Annotated in this window: 12 protein-coding genes; 3 read left to right on the forward strand and 9 right to left on the reverse strand. The window is 41.5% G+C overall.

The window, feature by feature from the left end; genetic code table 11:
• The 5 genes from A5482_RS08215 to A5482_RS08235 all read right to left on the reverse strand — a co-directional run bounded on the left by A5482_RS08215 (window position 1) and on the right by A5482_RS08235 (window position 11958).
• Complete coding sequence (locus tag A5482_RS08215) at window positions 1-6645, reverse strand: Hpt domain-containing protein (protein WP_083260376.1); 6645 nt, start codon at window positions 6643-6645, stop codon at window positions 1-3.
• A 175-nt stretch (window positions 6646-6820) separates the two neighbouring features.
• Window positions 6821-8518, reverse strand: coding sequence for a biosynthetic-type acetolactate synthase large subunit (ilvB, locus tag A5482_RS08220; protein WP_446684840.1), 1698 nt, complete (start codon window positions 8516-8518; stop codon window positions 6821-6823).
• Between the two features lie 174 nt (window positions 8519-8692).
• Complete coding sequence (locus tag A5482_RS08225; protein ID WP_069789781.1) at window positions 8693-9580, reverse strand: alpha/beta fold hydrolase; 888 nt, start codon at window positions 9578-9580, stop codon at window positions 8693-8695.
• A gap of 35 nt (window positions 9581-9615) precedes the next feature.
• On the reverse strand, window positions 9616-10806 hold the full coding sequence (locus tag A5482_RS08230) for an FAD-dependent monooxygenase (RefSeq protein WP_069789780.1): 1191 nt from the start codon (window positions 10804-10806) through the stop codon (window positions 9616-9618).
• 165 nt (window positions 10807-10971) lie between these two features.
• Window positions 10972-11958, reverse strand: coding sequence for a methyltransferase domain-containing protein (locus tag A5482_RS08235; RefSeq protein ID WP_069789779.1), 987 nt, complete (start codon window positions 11956-11958; stop codon window positions 10972-10974).
• A 177-nt stretch (window positions 11959-12135) separates the two neighbouring features.
• Here A5482_RS08235 and queG point away from each other — a divergent pair, with 177 nt between their 5' ends.
• Window positions 12136-13068 carry a tRNA epoxyqueuosine(34) reductase QueG gene (gene queG / locus A5482_RS08240; protein WP_069789778.1) on the forward strand — a complete coding sequence of 311 codons (933 nt, stop codon included), beginning with the start codon at window positions 12136-12138 and terminating at the stop codon, window positions 13066-13068.
• A 50-nt stretch (window positions 13069-13118) separates the two neighbouring features.
• On the opposite strand, the gene A5482_RS08245 is transcribed toward queG, so the two are convergent.
• Window positions 13119-14396, reverse strand: coding sequence for a dihydrolipoamide acetyltransferase family protein (locus A5482_RS08245; protein ID WP_069789777.1), 1278 nt, complete (start codon window positions 14394-14396; stop codon window positions 13119-13121).
• Between the two features lie 116 nt (window positions 14397-14512).
• Between A5482_RS08245 and A5482_RS08250 the strand changes: the two genes are divergently transcribed.
• Window positions 14513-14971, forward strand: a complete 459-nt coding sequence (locus tag A5482_RS08250) for a GatB/YqeY domain-containing protein (RefSeq protein WP_069789776.1) — start codon at window positions 14513-14515, stop codon at window positions 14969-14971.
• 61 nt (window positions 14972-15032) lie between these two features.
• Here A5482_RS08250 and A5482_RS08255 read toward each other — a convergent pair whose 3' ends face one another.
• The 3 genes from A5482_RS08255 to A5482_RS08265 form a co-directional block, all read right to left on the reverse strand.
• Window positions 15033-15275, reverse strand: coding sequence for a type II toxin-antitoxin system RelN family antitoxin (locus tag A5482_RS08255; RefSeq protein WP_069789775.1), 243 nt, complete (start codon window positions 15273-15275; stop codon window positions 15033-15035).
• 126 nt (window positions 15276-15401) lie between these two features.
• Window positions 15402-16394 carry a c-type cytochrome biogenesis protein CcsB gene (gene ccsB / locus A5482_RS08260; protein ID WP_069789774.1) on the reverse strand — a complete coding sequence of 331 codons (993 nt, stop codon included), beginning with the start codon at window positions 16392-16394 and terminating at the stop codon, window positions 15402-15404.
• A 114-nt stretch (window positions 16395-16508) separates the two neighbouring features.
• The gene (locus tag A5482_RS08265) at window positions 16509-17555 is read right to left on the reverse strand and encodes a PstS family phosphate ABC transporter substrate-binding protein (RefSeq protein ID WP_069789773.1); all 1047 of its coding nucleotides are present in this window, start codon (window positions 17553-17555) and stop codon (window positions 16509-16511) included.
• A gap of 284 nt (window positions 17556-17839) precedes the next feature.
• Between A5482_RS08265 and pstS the strand changes: the two genes are divergently transcribed.
• A complete protein-coding gene (gene pstS / locus A5482_RS08270) occupies window positions 17840-19003 on the forward strand; it encodes a phosphate ABC transporter substrate-binding protein PstS (protein WP_069789772.1) in 1164 nt (387 codons plus the stop codon).
• Window positions 19004-19099: the final 96 nt, after the last annotated feature.

The following is a 19099-nucleotide window of genomic DNA, read 5'->3' on the forward strand; positions in this document are numbered from 1 at the left end:
TTATCCATTGACTAAAACACTTTCTCCCACCAAATTTTTAATAGCTTGTAAGAACTTTTGCTCAATATAGGGCTTAGTAAAATAAGCATCCGCCCCCAGATGGGTAGCCAATTTTTGGTGTTTTTCATTGCTACGGGAAGTAAGCATTGCCACAGGAATTTTACTAATTTCAGGGAAACGACGACGCTGGCCCAAAAATTCAAACCCATTCATATTAGGCATCTCAATATCACAGATTACTAAATTAATATTAGAGGTTTGTTGTAATTGATCAAGGGCTTCCTTACCATCTTTTGCCTGTAATACCCGATAACCAGACTTTTCAAGGGATAAGGCGAGGGTCCGTCTCATGGCGGCGCTATCATCCACCACTAAGACAGAGGTAACTTTAAACACCCCTGATGAGGGTTTACGGGATGATTCCCCTGTACTTGATAGAGTCGTATTCAAACTACTACCCGGTTGGGTGGCTTGGAAATAATTTTCCAGTAAAATAGCACTGTTAACCACAGGAATCAAAGTACCATCCCCAAGGATAGTACAACCATAGGTATAACTAGGGGCGCTTAAGGCACCACCAAAAGGCTTGATTACCAATTCTTGCTCACTGACTAGGTTATCGACTTCGATGGCGAATAATTCTTGCCCCTGACGGATTAAAAGTAACGGTTTGCCCCAATCTTTGGGGGTGGGCAACACCTCTAGGGCTTGGGTGGTACTATTGCTAATATCGGGCATATGACAACGATAATGGAGTAGGTTATCTAAGCCGTAGATGGGGATAATACGGTTTTCAAAGTGGAGGAAGCGTTTATTGCCAGAGGTTTTTATTTGTCCTGCATCTGGTACGACAATTTCTTCGATGTTATCCGAAGGTAGGGCATAAAATTGTGATTCGGCGGATAATACTAATAGCTTATCGATGGTAAGGGTTAAAGGCAGTTTGAGGGTGAAAGTTGTTCCCTGGTTTGGGTTTGAGTCCACCGAAATAGAACCTTTCAAAGAGCGTAATTGCGATCGCACAATATCCAAACCTACCCCACGGCCCGAAATTTCCGTCACCGAGGCAGCGGTAGAAAAACCGGGTTGAAAAATCAAATCGAGTAAATTATCCTTAGAAGCCACCTTCAACTGCTCAGGGGTTAGAATACCACGCTCTACGGCCTTATTACCGATTTTATTCAGATTTAAACCGCCCCCATCATCTTTCACTTCAATAATGGTTTGATTACCCTGATGATAGGCTTTTACTTCAATTATTCCTGTTTCAGACTTTCCTTTCTGACGACGTACCGAAGGTGTCTCGATACCATGGTCAAAACCATTACGAATTAAGTGTACCAGAGGATCATACAATTTTTCTAAGGCGGCTTTATCTACTAATACGTTTGTACCACTTAATTTGAGGTTAACTTTCTTACTATATTTAACCGACAAATCCCGTAACACTCTGGGGAAACGGTTTAACACCTCCCCTAACGGTAACATCCTTGCCCACATCAACTCATCTCGCATCCGATTGAGCATTTGTCGTTGATTTTCCATGGTTTGCCCCGACTGGGCAGCATAAAGGGCGATGTCATCCACCGATTCTTCTAACTGAATCATCTGCTCAATTAACCCCTGTACCACATAGTAAAGATTATCATAACGATCCATTTCCAAAGAGTCGAAAGCAGAAATTAAGTCCATACCCCCATCCTCAGAAATACTGAGAGGAAAAGACGAATTACCCTGAGAAACATTGAATTTTTCGGGGGAGGTGAGCATTTTATCCGACAATTCCCGAAGGGCGTTGGCGGTGGATTGGAAACGACTAAAACGCTCTAAAAGATCTTTTACTGAGGTTTGTAGTCTATCATTCTGCAAGGATAAACCATTACGGTTAATGGACAATTCCCCGATAAGGTTATTCATCCTTTCAAGGCGTTCTAAATCTACCCTTACGGTAAGATTACTTTTAGGTTTAGGGACAGAGGGAGTAACTTGAGGGGTTATGGGTTGTTTTTTTTGCTTTGGCCGAGATTTTTTACCACTGATAAACTGGTTTATATCTGCCTCTTCTTTTAATCCAGGCAATTTATCAAAGACATTTTGTAAAGACTCTATTTGTTGTTCAATATTTGCACCTGTGGCGGAATTTTCCTCATTATCTTCGGAGGTTTTTTCTTCCCTCTCCACAGGAATGAAGGATTCTGGGGTAATAGTTTTTTTAGAATCTTTTACCACATCACCAATTAATTCTTCAATGGTAGGAATGGGGGAGGTATCCTCATTTTCTGGGGAATTGTCATTTTCGATGGTGCTAAAAGTAATTTTTTCTCCAAAAACATCATCTAAACTGGGGGATTCTTCTTCCTCTTCTTGGGGAGATATGTCGATGTTATCAAATTCGGGAGCGGTAAATACTTCTTCTAAGGAAGGTATGGTGATATTTTTGTCTTCTTCTAAGGCCATTTGGGATGCTTTGGAGAGAAGGTTAATTTCTTCTTGGCTGATTTCGCTGGTGAAAATGTCTTCGAGGGAAGGAATTTCTGATTCTTCTTCATTTTCTTCGCCATCATCCAAGGATTCTATCATGGCAAATTCATCTTCTTGATTGCCGAATACTTCATCAAGGGAGGGGGAATTGGTATGAGTTTCTTTGTCTTCGAGGGCAAAGTTAATTAATTCATCAGCATCGGTGACAACATCACTTAATACGTCTTCGATGGGGGGTTGTTCGTTTTCTTCTTCGAGATAGAAAATTTCCTCATCATGGTCGGTATCTTTTTCTCTCACAGAGGTGGTTGTGGGGCTGTTATGGGCGAAATCAATCAATTTTTGACTCGGAGAGCCTCCTGTGGTGCGATCGCCCCCTAAGACCAAATCACGAGCTTGATCAGCATCTTGAATAACGGTTTCAATAATAGCAACCACTTCATGGGGGTTATTTTCGAGCGCCGTTAAACCCAAGTGGGCAATGGATGCAAAACCGCTGAGATTTAACATTTCTCCAAACCCGGCAAATACCTCTAAGGTAGCCCGTAATTCCCCTGCTAGGGGTTGGGATGTAGGGGTAGATAACACCGCCCGTAATCGCTCTAATTCTTGGGCCACATCTACCTCAAACATAGATTCTACTATGTCCACTCCCAAGTCTTCGGAGGAAGGAATAAAGTCATCAGGACGGTTGAGGGCATCCCCTAACCTGTTTTCGAGGGCTTTCCATACCTCTTGGGCGTTGGCAAGGGCTACGGCGGGTTGATAAGTGCCTGTTTCTAATTGTTCGGTTAAGGCTTCTTTGAGACAGTCAAAACCATTGAGTAAAAGGGTTTCTAATTCGTCGTCAATGATGATGGTTTCATCATAAAATACTTTGATAATATCTTCGAGACGGTGAGAAATAGTTTTCACCGCTTCTAAGCCCACACTGGCGGCACCTCCTTTGATGGAGTGAGCGGCACGCATAATTTCGTGAATTTTTCCTGTGGTGCGCTCTTGTTTAAGGGTTAATAAACCTTCTTCCATCATGGCGAGTAATTCGGGGGCTTCTTCGATGAAGAATCCATAACTAGGCTCGTTGATGTCGATGGGGGCTTCCTGATATTCTTCTATGGGGGTAGTGTCTTCTTGGTTAATGCCTGCAAGGGTTAACAATGCTTCACTGGGGCTTCCCCCTGTTTCCCTATCCCCTGCCATTACTAATTCATGGGCTTCTTTTATGTTATCTAAAAAGATAGAGGCGATCGCCCTTAATTCTTCGGGTTTTTGTTGTAAAACATCCCCTGTAATCTGACAAATTTCCACAAACCCGGGTAAATTCAACATCTCCCCAAATCCTGTAAATATCTCAGCCTGTAAAGCAAGGGTTTCTTGGAGAGTACTATCATCGGCTTCGGTGGCACTTTCCACCGCACTAATGCCCTCTGCCACATCCACCTCAAAAATAGAGGTAGCAATGTCAATACCCAAATCACTAGAAGAAGGTAAAAACTCCTCTGCCTTGGCTAACTCCTCCCCATATTTTTCTTCAAAACCAGCCCACATTTCATTGGCAAAATCGAGATTGAATTTTTCATCAAAATCTTGATTTTCTAATCTTGCCATGAGGGGTTGTCGTAGGAGTTGGTATATATCCCGCATATAGGCGGTTAATTCTTCATCAAGGTTGATATTCTCGTTGAAAAGGGCTTTAAAACTTTTCTCTACCCGTAGGGCAATATTACCAATATCCTCTAAACCAGCACTCCTTGCACCCCCTTTGAGGGAATGGGCAGCCCTTGCAATTTCATTAATTTCATTGATATTATCAGGTTCAATAACTACTTTTTCAAATCCTGTATCAATAAGCCCGATTAATTCTGGAACTTCCTCAATAAAAAATTGATAAGATTGTTGTTGTAATTCCCGTTGTTGTGCCAACTCATCATCATTTTCATCAGCATATTGGGCAAAGGCATCTTCTAAGCTATCAAATTCCTCTGGGGTAGTTTGTTGATAGGCAGGGCTTTCCTCCTCTCCCGTTTCTGTTAAATTTTCCATCAAGTTAGCGAAGTTGAAGTTATCTTCCTCAAAGTTTTCAAAGTCAATGATTTCCTCTTGATTGACTACCTCCTCGGCAAAGTTTGCAAAGTCAATGGTTTCCTCTTCCTCGGCTTCATCCTCTTCGGCAAGGGAAGCAAAATCGAGGGCTTCTTCCTCCTGATGGACTACCTCCTCGGTAAAATTAGCAAAATCAATGGTTTCCTCTTCCTCCGTTTCACCTTCTTCTACTAAGGACGCAAAATCGAGGGCTTCTTCCTCCTGATGGACTACTTCCTCGGCAAAGTTTGCGAAATCAGCAGTTTCTTCCTCTGTATCACCTTCATCAGCTAGGGAAGCAAAATCGAGGGCTTCTTCTTCCTGATTTACTACCTCCTCGGCAAAGTCTGCGAAATCAAAAATTTCTTCTTCGGTATCCAATTCAGGGGAATCAACTTCATCAAGGGGTAAACCATGGTTAATGTCAGATTTTTGACTTCTGGGGAGGGATTCTTCTAAACTATATTCAGGATCATTAATATCTAGTTGTCCTGATAGTTTTTTTAACTCCATGGAAGGATTACCGCCATAGGTGCGATCGCCCCGTAATACTTCTTCTTGCGCACGGGTTACATCTTCTATGAGTAAATAGGTAATTTCTCGGATATTTTCAGGGTGATTTGCGATCGCCATAGTGGTAGCCTCGGCAATTTGACGAAATCCTGAAAGTTGAAACATTTCGCTAAAACCAAGGAAAACTTCCGCCTGTAACAATACCTCTTCCGTAAGATTTTCTTCAGGCAAACTTTCCACAATTTCTTGTAAATGTTCAATAGCATCCCCCACATCAGATTCAAACATAGAGGCAACCATATCCACACCCAAATCACTAGAAGAAGGTAAATAATCATTAGGGGCAATATGTCCTAATTTTTCATCTAAACTTACCCAAATACCATGGCTTTTCGCTTCCCATTCTTCCCCATGGCTTCCTGTGTCTATTTGCTCCGTTAAAGCACCTTTCAGACAATCAAAACCATCTAACAAATAACCTTCTAATTCAGTATCAACTATTACCTCTTCATCAAAAAGAGCTTTGACATAGTCTTCCATTTTGTGGGAAATGTTTTTAATGGTATTCAAACCCACACTAGCCGAGCCACCTTTTAGGGTGTGCAAACCCCGCATAATATCATTTATTTTGCCTACGGTTTTATCTTCTTTCAAAACTAATAAATTAGCTTCAATTTCTGCCAAAACATCAGGAACTTCTGCCACAAAAAACTGATAACTAGAATCATCAATATCTACCTGATTGCTTTCTAATATAGGCTTAATCGCAATATTTTCTAGTTTAATTTCAGCATTAATATCTTGGGCTAAAGTAACAATTTCTGGGCATGGATTTCCCCCCTCATTGTTATCTCCTTTTAATACTAAATCACGACTTGTTTCTAAGTCTTGAAGTAACAAATTAGCTATTAAAATAACTTTATCAGGATGCAATTCTAGGGCTTTTTGTGTAGTGGTAACCAAAGAAGAAAAACCAGATAAATTTAATAACTCGCCAAAACCAATTAACACATCCAAACAATCAGACAACTCTTCTGGGGGATCAAAACTACTAGGAGAAGCAACCAAACCCTTTAAGCGACGAATTTCTTGGGCAATATCCACCTCAAAAATAGAAGAAATAATATCAATACCCAACTCTTGAGAAGAGGGCTGATAATACTCCATATCATGAAGATAATCCCCTAATTTTTCCTCTAATTGTTGCCATACTTCATTTCCTTGGGCTTGTTGAGTATCAAAACTCCCTGTTTCCATCTGTTGTGTGAGGGGTTGTGCCAGACAATCATAACCTGCTAAAAAAAGGCTTTTTAAATCTTGATCAACGGTCAAGTCTTGATGATATAAAGTTTTTAGGTAGTATTCTAATTTCTTCGCAATATTACTAATAACCTGTAAACTAACCCCTGATGCCCCTGTTTCCAAAGCATTGACAGCTTTGATAATTTGGTGAACTTCAGCGGTATTGCGATGACTTTGGTTTAGATTATTTAAGCCTTCTTCTATTTCTTGCAATAGTTGGGGAACTTCATCAATAAAAAATTGATATGCTTGGTTGAGTAGATTCATGATTGTTACTGATTTTGCACAACGGACGTGGAGAGGTATTGGTTTTTAGCCCTTCTTTTTAGTTTAACAATGATCCTCTTGATTTGAACATTTTGTTAAGGAGAAGGCATAAGAGTAATGGATAACAAAAAAGTCCCCCATGAAAGGGAGACTTGGACTTTTAATCAAAAACTAATTATTCAAAAATGGGAGGCTCTTTTGGTAAGCCCAACATTTCTGAATTACACTTACCCGGGGCTACCATGGGATAACAGTTCTCATTGGATTTTACCTGAACATCCATTAACACAGGGCCATCATGGTCAAGCATCTGTGCGATCGCACCTGATAACTCATCACGACTACTAACCACCATACCTTTGACTCCAAAAGCCTCAGCCAGTAATTTAAAATTAGGCATCCCCGTGGACATATTAGAAGAAGAATAACGCTCCCCATAAAAGGTTTCCTGCCACTGACGCACCATACCTTGCCAACCATTATTGATGATGACAATTTTCGCCTTAATATTATATTGAGCCAAAGTAGCCAACTCTTGGAGATTCATTTGGAAACTAGCATCCCCACTGATGCAGATAACCTCCTCATCAGGTAACGCTACCTTGGCACCCATGGCCGCAGGCAGTCCGTAACCCATGGTACCCAAACCAGCACTGGAAATCCAACGACGAGGGCCAGTTTTGAGGAATTGAGCAGACCACATCTGATGTTGTCCCACATCCGTAGTATAACAAGCATGGGGAGCCTGACGATTCACTTCTACAATTACCTCTTGGGGAGATAAACTACCTTCAGGCTGAGGTACTTCTAAAGGATAATCTCTTTTCCATTCATCAATTTGAGCTAACCAATCTTGAGTAGTAATTTGCTCAGGTAAATTTAACTCCTTCAAACGATCCAAAATTTGAGTTAAAACTTGACGTACATCCCCCACAATAGGCACATCAGGACGGCGATTTTTACCCACCTCAGCAGGATCAATGTCAATGTGGATAACCTTTGCACGGGAAGCAAACTCATCCAATTTACCCGTTACCCGATCATCAAACCTTGCACCCACCGCAATCAACAAATCACAACCCGTTACCGCAAAGTTAGCATAGGCCGTGCCGTGCATCCCTAACATACTCACCGAAAGAGGATCATGTTCATCAAAAGCCCCCAATCCCATCAGAGTCGTGGTCACGGGAATTTGGAAACGATGAGCTAAAGCCTTAACTTCCTCATGGGCATTGGCCAAAATAGCACCACCACCCACATATAACAAAGGTTTTTTCGCCTCAGCCATCAACTCAATGGCCGCATTAATCTGACGAGGATTCCCCTTGACTGTGGGGCGATAACTAGCTAACTTCACATCCCCTGCATTTACAGGCACATAGTCACATTCTTCTAAGCCCACATCCTTGGGAATATCGACCAAAACAGGACCAGGGCGCCCTGTACTAGCAATATGAAAAGCCTCAGCGATAATCCAAGCAATATCACGGGCATGACGAGCCACATAGGAATGTTTAACAATGGGTAAAGTAATCCCAAAAATATCGGTTTCTTGGAAAGCATCGGAACCAATGGCCGCTCTGGGAACTTGACCAGTGATAATTACCATGGGGATCGAGTCCATGTGGGCCGTAGCGATGCCCGTTACTAGGTTCGTGGCGCCCGGTCCAGAAGTACCAAAACATACCCCTACTTTGCCTGTAGCCCTCGCATAACCATCGGCTGCGTGGGAGGCACCTTGTTCATGGCGCACCAGAATATGTTTTAATTCTCCTCTTGCTTCAAAGCGATATAATTCATCATAGATAGGTAAAATAGCTCCCCCTGGATAACCGAAAATATGTTCTACACCATGACGGCGAAGGCTATCCATAAGTGCGAAAGCTCCAGTTTGTTTTACTGAAGCTGCATCTGGGGACAGTTTTACAGGGGAAAAGTTAGAAGCTACCATATAAGTTTATTTATTTCATCGGCAATTATCTCTATCCTTACTATTGTAAAGCCCCTAGGGGTATCTTGTAATCAGTTTTTGTTTATTTGTTACATTTTACAGACATTTTTCCATCCAATCACTGATAATCTGGTTAACCTGTTCGGGGGCTTCATCATGGGGACAATGACCTGCATTAAGAAAATATTCGGTCAAATTGGGGCAAAATTGCTTAAATTTAGCTCCTCTTTCCTTGGTTCTCATCCATGGGTCGGCTTCTCCCCAAATGTTCATCAGGGGGCATTCTAGTTGCTCTAGGAGTTGATCAATTTTATCTCCTTCGGGGTTTTTGAATACTGATGCAAATACTTGCAATGCACCCTCATCACAGGATGGGCGGTAAATATCTTCGATTAGTTGATCATTGATGGCGGTGTTGTCCAAATAGACTTTTTCAAGGGTTTTACGAATATTTTTTTTATTTCTCAACCGTTGGAAAAGAAGGTATGTAACCCATGATTGACGCAATACTAACCCTGTTATTTTTTGAGTGATGGTAGGGTTTTTTTTCTTGGCATCGGAAAAAGGGCCTGCACTGTTAATTAAGATTAATCCCGCTACGTTATCGGGATACTCTGAAGCGGTACAAAGGGAAGCGTAACCCCCTAAAGAGTTTCCAGCGAGGATAGTTGGTTGTCCGATTTTTTCTTGGATAAAGTCATTTAGTTGTTGGCGCCACAGAAAGCCGTTATATTCCCAAGGGGGTTTTCCTGAGCGTCCAAAACCCATTAGATCGATCGCCCATACTTGGTAATTTTCTTTTAGTATATGAATATTTTTACGCCAATGATCTGTTGATGCCCCAAAACCATGGACTAACAATAAGGGAGGTTTACTGGGGTTTTCTACCCCTGCTTTGACGTAATAAACTTTTTCTCCTCGCCACTGCCAATATTCTCCAGGTAACGAAGGCACGTCATGGATTGATTTACTTAAAACTTCCATTCTTTATATTTATTTTTATTAAGTTATATTAATAATTATAAAGGAAGGGTCAAGGGATCGTAATTGTAAATCCAAGCGGTTTTTTGATTGAGTAATTCCCCATTGACCGAAGAAATTAGTTTTAAGCCCGTATCTCTTACCATGGCTTTGATGCCCGTAGCGTGGAAAATATCGGCATTGTTGCGGGAGGTTTGTTGCACTTTAGCGGTGCGTTTTAGTCTCAAGTCTTGATACTTGATAAATGCTTTTTCGATGGTGGTTTCTTGATCAATACATCGGGCTAAAATGTAGGCATCCTCTATGGCCATGGCTGCCCCCTGAGCCTGAAAAGGTAACAGAGGGTGTGCGGAGTCTCCTAAAAGGGTAATTTTGCCCTGAGTCCAAAAAGGTAGGGGTTGATGGTCAAATAGTCCCCATTTGTAGCAAGGTTCGGGGTTAGATACCAAGTCTTTTAAAATAGCGTTTAGTAAAGAGGATTGATTTTTAAAACTTGTGGCGATTTCTTGTTTATCAGCGGGAATTGTCCACCCTTGTTCGTGCCATTGGGCATCTTTGACGACTAAAACTAGGTTTAACCATGGTTGGGTTTTATTTTGATTGCCGTTGGGGTAAGCGACGACGTGATGATTTTCTCCCATCCACACGGTGGCTTTGTCCATGAGGGAGTTATATGCTGGTTTGAAGGGTAATATGGCTCGATAGGCGGAATATCCTGCATATTGGGGTTTTTCTTGGGGGAAAAGGGTTTGTCTAACGTGCGATCGCACTCCATCTGCTCCCACAAGGGCAAAAACTGTTGCGGAGTCTTGGTTTTTGAAGTTTAAAGTAATTTGCTCATCTGTTACCTGATAGGATTGCAATTTTTGAGCGAAGCTGATGCAATTTTTATTTTGTAGGGAATTGTATAGTAATTGATGTAAATCAGCACGACGACATTGATAATAAGGTACGTCACTATGTAGCTTCCATTGGGCTAAAGGGCGATCGCACTCAAAAGATCTTAACTCAAACCCTAAACATCGATGGGATATAGCTTCTAGTTCTTTCCCCATGCCTAACTGTTCTAATACCCTCACCACATTGGGGCTTAACTGTAACCCATAACCCAATGCCTCAAAAGAGTTTGCTTGTTCGTATAAATGAAAGTCTATTCCTCTTTTTTCCAAGGCGAGGGCGAGGGTTAAACCTCCGATACCAGCACCGATGATGGCGATTTTTTCTGACATGGTTTGAAAGTGGAAATATGAACTAGATTTTAATAAGAAATGCCTATTTTTTCTAACAAGGGGCTTAAGCCCCTTGTCTTCTCCCCGCCTTGAATAGAAAATTGTAGAATGAATTACTCCTATCCAAGTTTTGGGGACTTATAAATTCAGAATGCAAAACCAATTTTAAGCGTTGACGGTTTCAGAAGTAGCACCTGCTTCAGCGGTGGTGACAGCTTGAGATTTAGTGGCTTTGAACATACCAAAACGACATAAACCAGCACCAAAACCAACACGCATTAATAACATGGTGGGTACTTCGCGCAAGGATTTAATAAAACCAGAAACACCAAAACGGATAATACCTTCAGGCCTTACAACCCCTTGCCAGATGGACTCTAGCCAAGAAGGTAGGGTTTCCTGTGTCCAGTCAGCGTTAATTACTTCCCCTTCTACTAAACCAGTTTCGGCGATTTGCTCAGAAAAGCCTTCAATACTAGAGAAAGAAGGGTGGGACCATTGATCCAACAATTGACGCATTACCACTTTTTCCCATCCATTGAGGGGTACTTGGCGATCGTCTCTTTGGTTCCAGTCGGCTACTACTAATGTACCACCTGGCTTAAGCACTCGCATCATTTCTTGAGCGTATTTTGCTTTGTCGGGCATATGGGGGCCTGCTTCAATGGACCATACCACATCAAAGCTGTTGTCGGGGAAGGATAAATCTAGGGCATTATCTACCTGAAATTTGGCGGTAACGCCTTCGGGGGTTAATTCGGTGGCTCGTTGTACCTGTTTAGGGCTGATGGTGATACCTGTGGCATCAAAATTATAGCTTTTTGCTAAGATGCGGGTACTGCCACCAATGCCACAACCTACGTCCAAAACTTTTGTACCTTCGGGTAATTTATCTAAACCGCCCCATTTAACCATCTCATGGACAAAGTCGGCTTTTGCTTCTAAAAAGTCTTTTTTTCTTGGTGGTGAGCCATAATGTCCGAGGTGAATATGTTCTCCCCAATAAAATTCTAATATACCGTCATCAGTCCATTCGTCGTAGGAGTTGGCTACGGTGTCGGGGGATTCAAAACTACGGGGGGTTACTAGGTAAATGACGATTCCTACTACTGTGAGCAGGGCGATCGCACCTAATGTGTAATATAGAGACATTAATATAAACCTTTCAACCTTAATATTTGTTTACAATTGTCTTATAATATCATTTTTTGTAATGATTCAGCACTGCTCCCTTAAAGGTAAAGAATTGACAATATACGGTGGATGGCTGACAATTAAGGTCTAGGTAAAGTAATTAATAACTTATCTCCTCATTACCCTTACGACTCCATGAAGTTAACGGCAGAAGAAGTTAAACAAAAAGCCAAAGACATCGGTTTCCATGAAGTGGGCATTGCTTCGGTGGAGGAGGTAGGAGATTATCATCAACGGGCTGTTAATAATTTACAAAAGTGGTTAGATAAGGGTTATCAAGCAGAGATGAAGTGGATGGGCAACCCTAAAAGACAGAATATTAAGGAGTGTATGGAGGGGGTAGAATCGGTTATTTCCGTGGCGCTTAACTACTATACTCCCCATGAACGTTCGGGCAATCCAGAGGATGCTAAAATTTCCCGTTATGGTTGGGGTAGGGATTATCATCGCATTATCCAAAAGAGGTTAAAGGTTTTTGCTCAATGGTTTAATGATATGGGCATTGAGGCGAGATACTATGTAGATACGGGCCCCATTCAGGATAAGGTATGGGCGCAAAAAGCTGGTATTGGTTGGATTGCCAAAAATGGTAATGTGATTACCCGTAATTATGGTAGTTGGGTTTTTTTGGGGGAAATTTTGGTTAATATTCCTTTGGATGTGGATAAACCCCACACAAATCATTGTGGTACTTGTACCCGTTGTATTTCTGCTTGTCCCACGGATGCCATTACCGAGCCTTTTGTGGTGGACGCTAATCGGTGCATAGCTTATCATACCATCGAAAATCGTGCGGAGAATTTGCCCAGTGCGATCGCCCCTAACCTGAATAACTGGGTAGCAGGGTGTGATATATGCCAAGATGTTTGCCCATGGAATCAACGATTTGCTCAACCCACGGACGTGGAAGATTTTAACCCCTACCCCGAAAACCTCAACCCGAAACTAACGGAATTAGCCCAACTCTCGGACGAAGAATGGGATAAAAGATTTACCGCCTCAGCCCTCAGAAGAATAAAACCTGCCATGTGGCGCCGTAATGCCCAAGCACAGATAGAGATGACCTAACACCTGTACGGACGTAGCGTCATACTACGTCCTCTACCACCTAAAAAGAATTAGAGAGTCAAAGAATGGGTTTCCGACTCAATCAACTGGGCTAAATCCTTGAGGAAAGAAGCCGCATCTGCACCATAAATATTACGATGGTCACAGGTGATATTAACAGTCATCTGATTTTTAATCCCAAAGAAGCCTTGTCCATCAGATACCACCGTAGGACGAGCGCCCCCTACTGCGAGGATAGAACCTTGTCCGGGAGGTAAAATAGCATCAAAAGCACTAACACCAAACATCCCAAGGTTAGAAATGGTAAAAGTACCAGTGCTATACTCATCAGGTTGTAACTGTTTTGCTCTGGCTCTGGATACCAAATCTTTCCAGCTACGGGCAAGGGAATAAATATCCACTTGATCAGCATTTTTCAATACAGGGGTAATCAAACCGCCATCGGGCATGGCAACGGCGATCGCAATGTTGATTCCTTCATTGTATTTGATACCAGCGTCAGTGTAGCTAGAGTTAACGATGGGGTGTTTTTGTAAAGTAACAGCCACCGCCTTTGCTAACAAAGCAGTCATGGTGACACCCTTGGGCTTAATTTGACGATAAAGTTTATCTAAGGCATCGGTGGTAATGTCGTAACTGACATGGAAGGTAGGCACTTGTAAACTCGCCATCATGTTCCTTACTACCGCTTGTTGTAGAGTATTGAGAGGAACAGTTTCCCCAGCATGGTTGTTTACAGGGGTAGGAGCAGGGGCGATCGCCTGAGCAACGGGGGGAGTTGTAACCGCAGAAACAGGGGTAAAGGTGGGCTGACTAGGTGCTTTTCCTGCAACTTTTTCCACATCCTCAGCGGTGATGCGTCCATTTAAACCAGTACCTGTGATGGTGGTTAAATCAACCTTAAATTTCTTAGCTAATTTTTTGGCACGGGGAGAAGCAATTAACCTGCCACTAGGTGCATTAATCGTCGTAGTTGCTACAGGTTCAGGGGTTGCGGTTTCCACTTTTTCTTCCACCTTCGGAGCCGATGCACCATTGGATGAACTAGTAGCGCTACTTGCTTTTTTCTTCGCTTCCTCAATTTCCGCCTCAGTTTCGGCAATGTATGCAATGGCGGCACCTACGGGGGCTTCTTCTCCAGCATCCACTAAAATAGTGGCTAAATAACCAGAATAAAAAGATTCTACATCCATATCCGCCTTGTCTGATTCGACTACAACGACGGTTTCTCCCTTCTCAACCTTATCTCCCGGAGCTTTTTCCCATGAAACTATTTTTCCCTCGGTCATAGTAGAGCTGAGGGCGGGCATAAATATATCGTGAATCATTTAGTTTACAATTTATCTTATTTAGTTCTCAAACTCTTTATTATATAGGAATTTGACTACCACAAAACCCCACAGGTTACAATAAAAGTTGTGTTTATTTTGAGTGTTATTGAAAAATGAGTTTAAAAGATAAAATTGGCGAAGATATTAAAACAGCCATGAAGGCAAAGGATAAGATTCGCCTAGAAACCGTCAGGAGTATCAAAAAAGTTTTGTTAGAAAAGGAAGTGGAGTTGAGGGATAAGGGTAAAGATAGTCTTAGCCCTGATGATGAGGTACAAATTTTGGTACAACAGGCAAAGCAAAGACGGGATTCTATCGAACAGTATTTAAAAGCCAATCGTCCAGATTTGGCGGAAAAAGAAGAAGCTGAGTTGGCAGTGATTGAAACTTATTTACCTGAACAAATGTCTGACGAGGAGTTAAGCGAAGTTTTAGATCAAATTATTGCCCAAGTAGGTGCATCTAGCCCGAAGGATATGGGTAAGGTTATGGGGGTAGTGATGAAGGATTTGAAGGGTAAAGCTGACGGTAAAAAAATTCAGGAGTTGGTTAAAACTAAATTAGCAGAATAATATTTATCTTGTTGGGGTAAAACTCTTACACACAAGGGGGGCAAGGGGCTTAAGCCCCTTGTTATTCATCAATATCTTGCCACATTTGCTCTACTGGTATTTTTTTCCCTTCTTTTGCCTCTTGTAAAGATTGCCTTAAACTAGCTTTTATTTCCTGTGCAGAAGTATCATCAAAATTATTCTCCTCCTCATCTGATACTAAAAGAATTACTTTAACTCGACTGGGGGTAACAATATCTAAATTATCATCTAACAAAAGCTGTTTTTGATTATTTAGTGTTGCCATTACCTCAAATGCTTTCATAGTTGATATTTTTGCTTTATATTATTAATCCCATCATAGCCATAATTTTGAGCATCAATTCTGCCCTTGAAGAAAAAAGAGTTTCATTTAAAATCCCCCGTCAATGCGAGGGATTTACTGATATATCTAAAAAAACCAACCGTAGGAATGTAATCCTTTTCCAAGAATATTAACTCCGAGGTAGCAAATCCACACTACAAAAAAGCCCCCAGCGGCTAAAATAGCGGGTTTTCTACCCTGCCAACCTTTGGTAATGCGGGCATGGAGATAGGCGGCAAAAACAAGCCAAGTAATCAGCGCCCATGTCTCTTTGGGATCCCAACTCCAGTATGATCCCCATGCTTCGTTTGCCCACACACCACCTGATATAATGCCGATGGTGAGGAGGGGAAATCCTAAACCGATGATACGATAGCTAATATTATCGAGGGTATCTACTAAGCTCAAACGTTCGGGGGAAAGAGATACGGCACTTTCTACGGGTTTGGTTAATACGGCGGTGCCACCTTGATTGTTGGTTAAGTCGGGTTGCACTGATTCGGTGTTATATTTTAGGTTAAATTTTTTGACGTTACGATAAGCGCCTGTACCAACGGAACTTCCCCTTAATTGAATTTCTTTTCCTTGGGTGAAAATCAAAAAGGCGATCGCAATTAGAGAACCTACCATGAGGGCAGAATAACTAAACATCATTACGCTAACGTGCATCATCAACCAATTAGACTTGAGTGCAGGTACAAGGGGTTCGCTATGTTGCATCTCTGAAGGTAAGGAAAGGGCAGCAAAGGCAGTAATACCCATGGCAACGGGAGCAGTAAAAACCCCTACCAATCTACTATCGCTCATATTCTCGGCGATGAGGTGAACTACGGTAATGCCCCAAGTGAGGAAAAATAAAGACTCATAAAGGTTACTCAAGGGGAAATATCCTCCCTCAATCCACCTTGCACCCAACAAAGTGGCGATCGCCAAGTTAGCGATAATCATGCCAGTGGTACCTAATTTGGGCAACCAAGTAAAAGTAGGAAAAGCTGTACCAACCCAATACAAAAGCATTGTAGCAAATAGCACAGCAAACGATATATTATCTAAGGTACTCTGTAAAGCAACTAAATCCATAGGTTAAAACTGTTTAAATTAAAATAAAGCTATAAACAAAACATTTATCTACCTTTATTCTAAACCCCATCGACCCCAGAGAAAAAAGACCAACGGTCGTAAAACTAGCCTACCCTAAAAAACATAGCCACTCTCCCCATCTTGGGCATAGGTTTTACTTAACAACTCGTTTATACTGACATTAAATACCGCCTCACCATTAAACACCGTACCCACCTGATGGGTATTAAAATGAATTAGTCCCACATCATAAGCCGCATCAGGTAAAGGCAAATAACCCACTTCCCTTACCACCGCCGAAGCAGACTGTAAATAATACTCCACAAAAGTTTTTAGGGCTGGGTTATCTTGGGCGCTCTTAGCATTAACATAAATGAACAGAGGACGAGTTAGAGGACGATAAGTATTATTACTAATGGTTTCATCAGAAGGCGAAATTGCTCCTTTCCCATTGTCAATGGCGATCGCCTTTAATTTATCCTGATTTTGCTCATAATAAGCATAGCCAAAATAACCAAGGGCATTAGTATCCTGTGCTACCCCATTAACCAAAGCCTCGTCATCCTCACTAAATACATAATCATTACGACTGGCTTTGCTTTCCCCCACAATGGCCCCTGTGAAATACTCAAAAGTTCCAGAATCACGCCCTGGACCAAACAAATTTAAAGTATTATCAGCCCAATTAGGATTAACTTGACTCCATCGAAGAATTTGATTCTCTGCCGCAGGTTGCCACATGGTTTTTAACTCCTCTACCGTAATAGAATCAATCCAGTTATTACGAGGATTAACCACCACCGTAAGGGCATCAAAAGCCACAGGTAATTCAATATAAGCAACACCATTTTTTTTGCACTCAGCCATAGCTTCCTTGGGAATAGGCACAGAAGCGTTGTTTATATCTGTTTCCCCATTACAAAACTTGCGGAAACCACCCACCGAACCAGAAAAACCAACATCAACATTAATGCCTTCTTCATTTTCAGCATTGAAATTTTTGGTGATGGAATCGGTGATGGGAAAAACCGTACTAGAACCATCAATAGATATTGATTTCGTTTCCTCGGCAACGGTATTTCCACAGGCCTGAGTTAACAATCCTAACCCCACACATAACAAAATAACTTGAATTGACCTACGGTAGTATTTTGTAAACATATACTTAACCTCTTGAATAAAAGCAATAGTGACATATTACTTTTGATTTTATTTCAAGAAAACTTGTTTTGTACGTTTTGTAACAAAAAAGATAAATTAACTTAAAAAGGTTAATAAAAGTAGAGCTAATTGGCTTTTTTTGTCAATAAAATTAAGGCTTAAAATCAACAAAAAAAAAAGATAGATAAAAAATAAATTTCTTAACCTAACCTTTACCAACAAATAAGCATCCCTGTTCTATCATTAGAACCTGAACAAGTAATTAATTTTATATTCACAATTATATGTTGACCAAATTAAACAGTAAAACTTTAAAAAATAGAGTTTTGGGTGGGTTTTCTAGTCTTACCTTAGCTTTTGTTTTAGCAGCCTGTGGCGGTGAGTCCACCACCACTACCCCCACAGAAGGAGAAGGAGGAGGCGAAACTACCACAGGTCAAACCAGCAGTATTGAACTTCCTTTCGATGATAATGTTGCTTTAACAGGGGCGGGAGCTAGTTTCCCCGCAGCTATTTATCAAAACTGGTTTGTAAGTTTGAATGAACAAGTACCTCAACTACAAGTTAACTATCAGTCCGTAGGTAGTGGTGCTGGTATCGAACAATTTACTGCTGGTACTGTGGATTTTGGTGCTAGTGACGTTGCCATGACTGATGAGCAAATTGCAGAAATTGATCGAGGAGTTTTACTTTTACCTGTAACCGCTGGTGGTATTGTATTTGCGTTTAATGTCCCTGGAGTCGAAGAATTAAACCTCAGTAGAGAAGTTTATGTGGACATTGCTTTGGGCAGAATTACCCGTTGGAATGACCCTCGCATTGCCGCTGATAACCCCGATGCTGAGTTACCAGATTTAGCCATTACCTTCGTACACCGTTCTGATGGTAGTGGAACCACTGGGGTTTTAACTAAACATTTAGAAGCTATTAGCGAAGACTGGGCCAATGAAGTCGGCTCAGGAACCACTGTGGAGTGGGGATCTGCTGGTGGTAGTTTTATTGGTAGTAGAGGTAATGAAGGGGTAACTGCAAGTATTATGCAAACCGAGGGAGGTATTGGTTACATTGAGTATGGTTATGCTCTTAATAACAATATTCCCATGGCCTCTTTACAAAATGCCTCTGGTGAATTTGTCTTCCCTACCGAAGAGACTACTTCCGCAACCTTGGGTAACGTGGAATTACCTGACAACCTCAGAGCGTTTATCCTAGATCCTGAAGGTGCTAATTCTTATCCGATTGTTACCTACACTTGGATTATGGCTTATCAACAATATGATGATCCTCAAAAGGCTGTGGCTTTAGAAGCTGCCATTCAATACGCTTTAACAGAAGGTCAAAATGTAGCCACCGAATTAGGTTATATTCCTTTACCTCCTAATGTAGCCGCCAGAGTAGCAGAAGCAGCGGATCAGCTAACTGATGAGTTTACCATCACTGTTGATTAAGATTTAATTTAGTCGTTAGGATTTTTATCTGCCATTTTCTCGACAACTATGACGGGAAAATGGTATAAACCGATATATTTACAGTTCATTTAATTT

Origin of the sequence: Cyanobacterium sp. IPPAS B-1200 (assembly GCF_001747005.2) — a bacterium.
Lineage (GTDB): Bacteria > Cyanobacteriota > Cyanobacteriia > Cyanobacteriales > Cyanobacteriaceae > Cyanobacterium.

What these genes read in the sequence shown, in the direction of transcription:
- A5482_RS08255 (WP_069789775.1), bottom strand. Translation starts at nt 15,275, where the DNA reads ATGAAAGCATTTGAGGTAATGGCAACACTAAATAATCAAAAACAGCTT.
- A5482_RS08250 (WP_069789776.1), top strand. Translation starts at nt 14,513, where the DNA reads ATGAGTTTAAAAGATAAAATTGGCGAAGATATTAAAACAGCCATGAAG.
- A5482_RS08215 (WP_083260376.1), bottom strand. Translation starts at nt 6,645, where the DNA reads ATGAATCTACTCAACCAAGCATATCAATTTTTTATTGATGAAGTTCCC.
- queG (WP_069789778.1), top strand. Translation starts at nt 12,136, where the DNA reads ATGAAGTTAACGGCAGAAGAAGTTAAACAAAAAGCCAAAGACATCGGT.
- A5482_RS08235 (WP_069789779.1), bottom strand. Translation starts at nt 11,958, where the DNA reads ATGTCTCTATATTACACATTAGGTGCGATCGCCCTGCTCACAGTAGTA.
- A5482_RS08265 (WP_069789773.1), bottom strand. Translation starts at nt 17,555, where the DNA reads ATGTTTACAAAATACTACCGTAGGTCAATTCAAGTTATTTTGTTATGT.
- ccsB (WP_069789774.1), bottom strand. Translation starts at nt 16,394, where the DNA reads ATGGATTTAGTTGCTTTACAGAGTACCTTAGATAATATATCGTTTGCT.
- A5482_RS08230 (WP_069789780.1), bottom strand. Translation starts at nt 10,806, where the DNA reads ATGTCAGAAAAAATCGCCATCATCGGTGCTGGTATCGGAGGTTTAACC.
- ilvB (WP_446684840.1), bottom strand. Translation starts at nt 8,518, where the DNA reads ATGGATAGCCTTCGCCGTCATGGTGTAGAACATATTTTCGGTTATCCA.
- A5482_RS08225 (WP_069789781.1), bottom strand. Translation starts at nt 9,580, where the DNA reads ATGGAAGTTTTAAGTAAATCAATCCATGACGTGCCTTCGTTACCTGGA.
- A5482_RS08245 (WP_069789777.1), bottom strand. Translation starts at nt 14,396, where the DNA reads ATGATTCACGATATATTTATGCCCGCCCTCAGCTCTACTATGACCGAG.
- pstS (WP_069789772.1), top strand. Translation starts at nt 17,840, where the DNA reads ATGTTGACCAAATTAAACAGTAAAACTTTAAAAAATAGAGTTTTGGGT.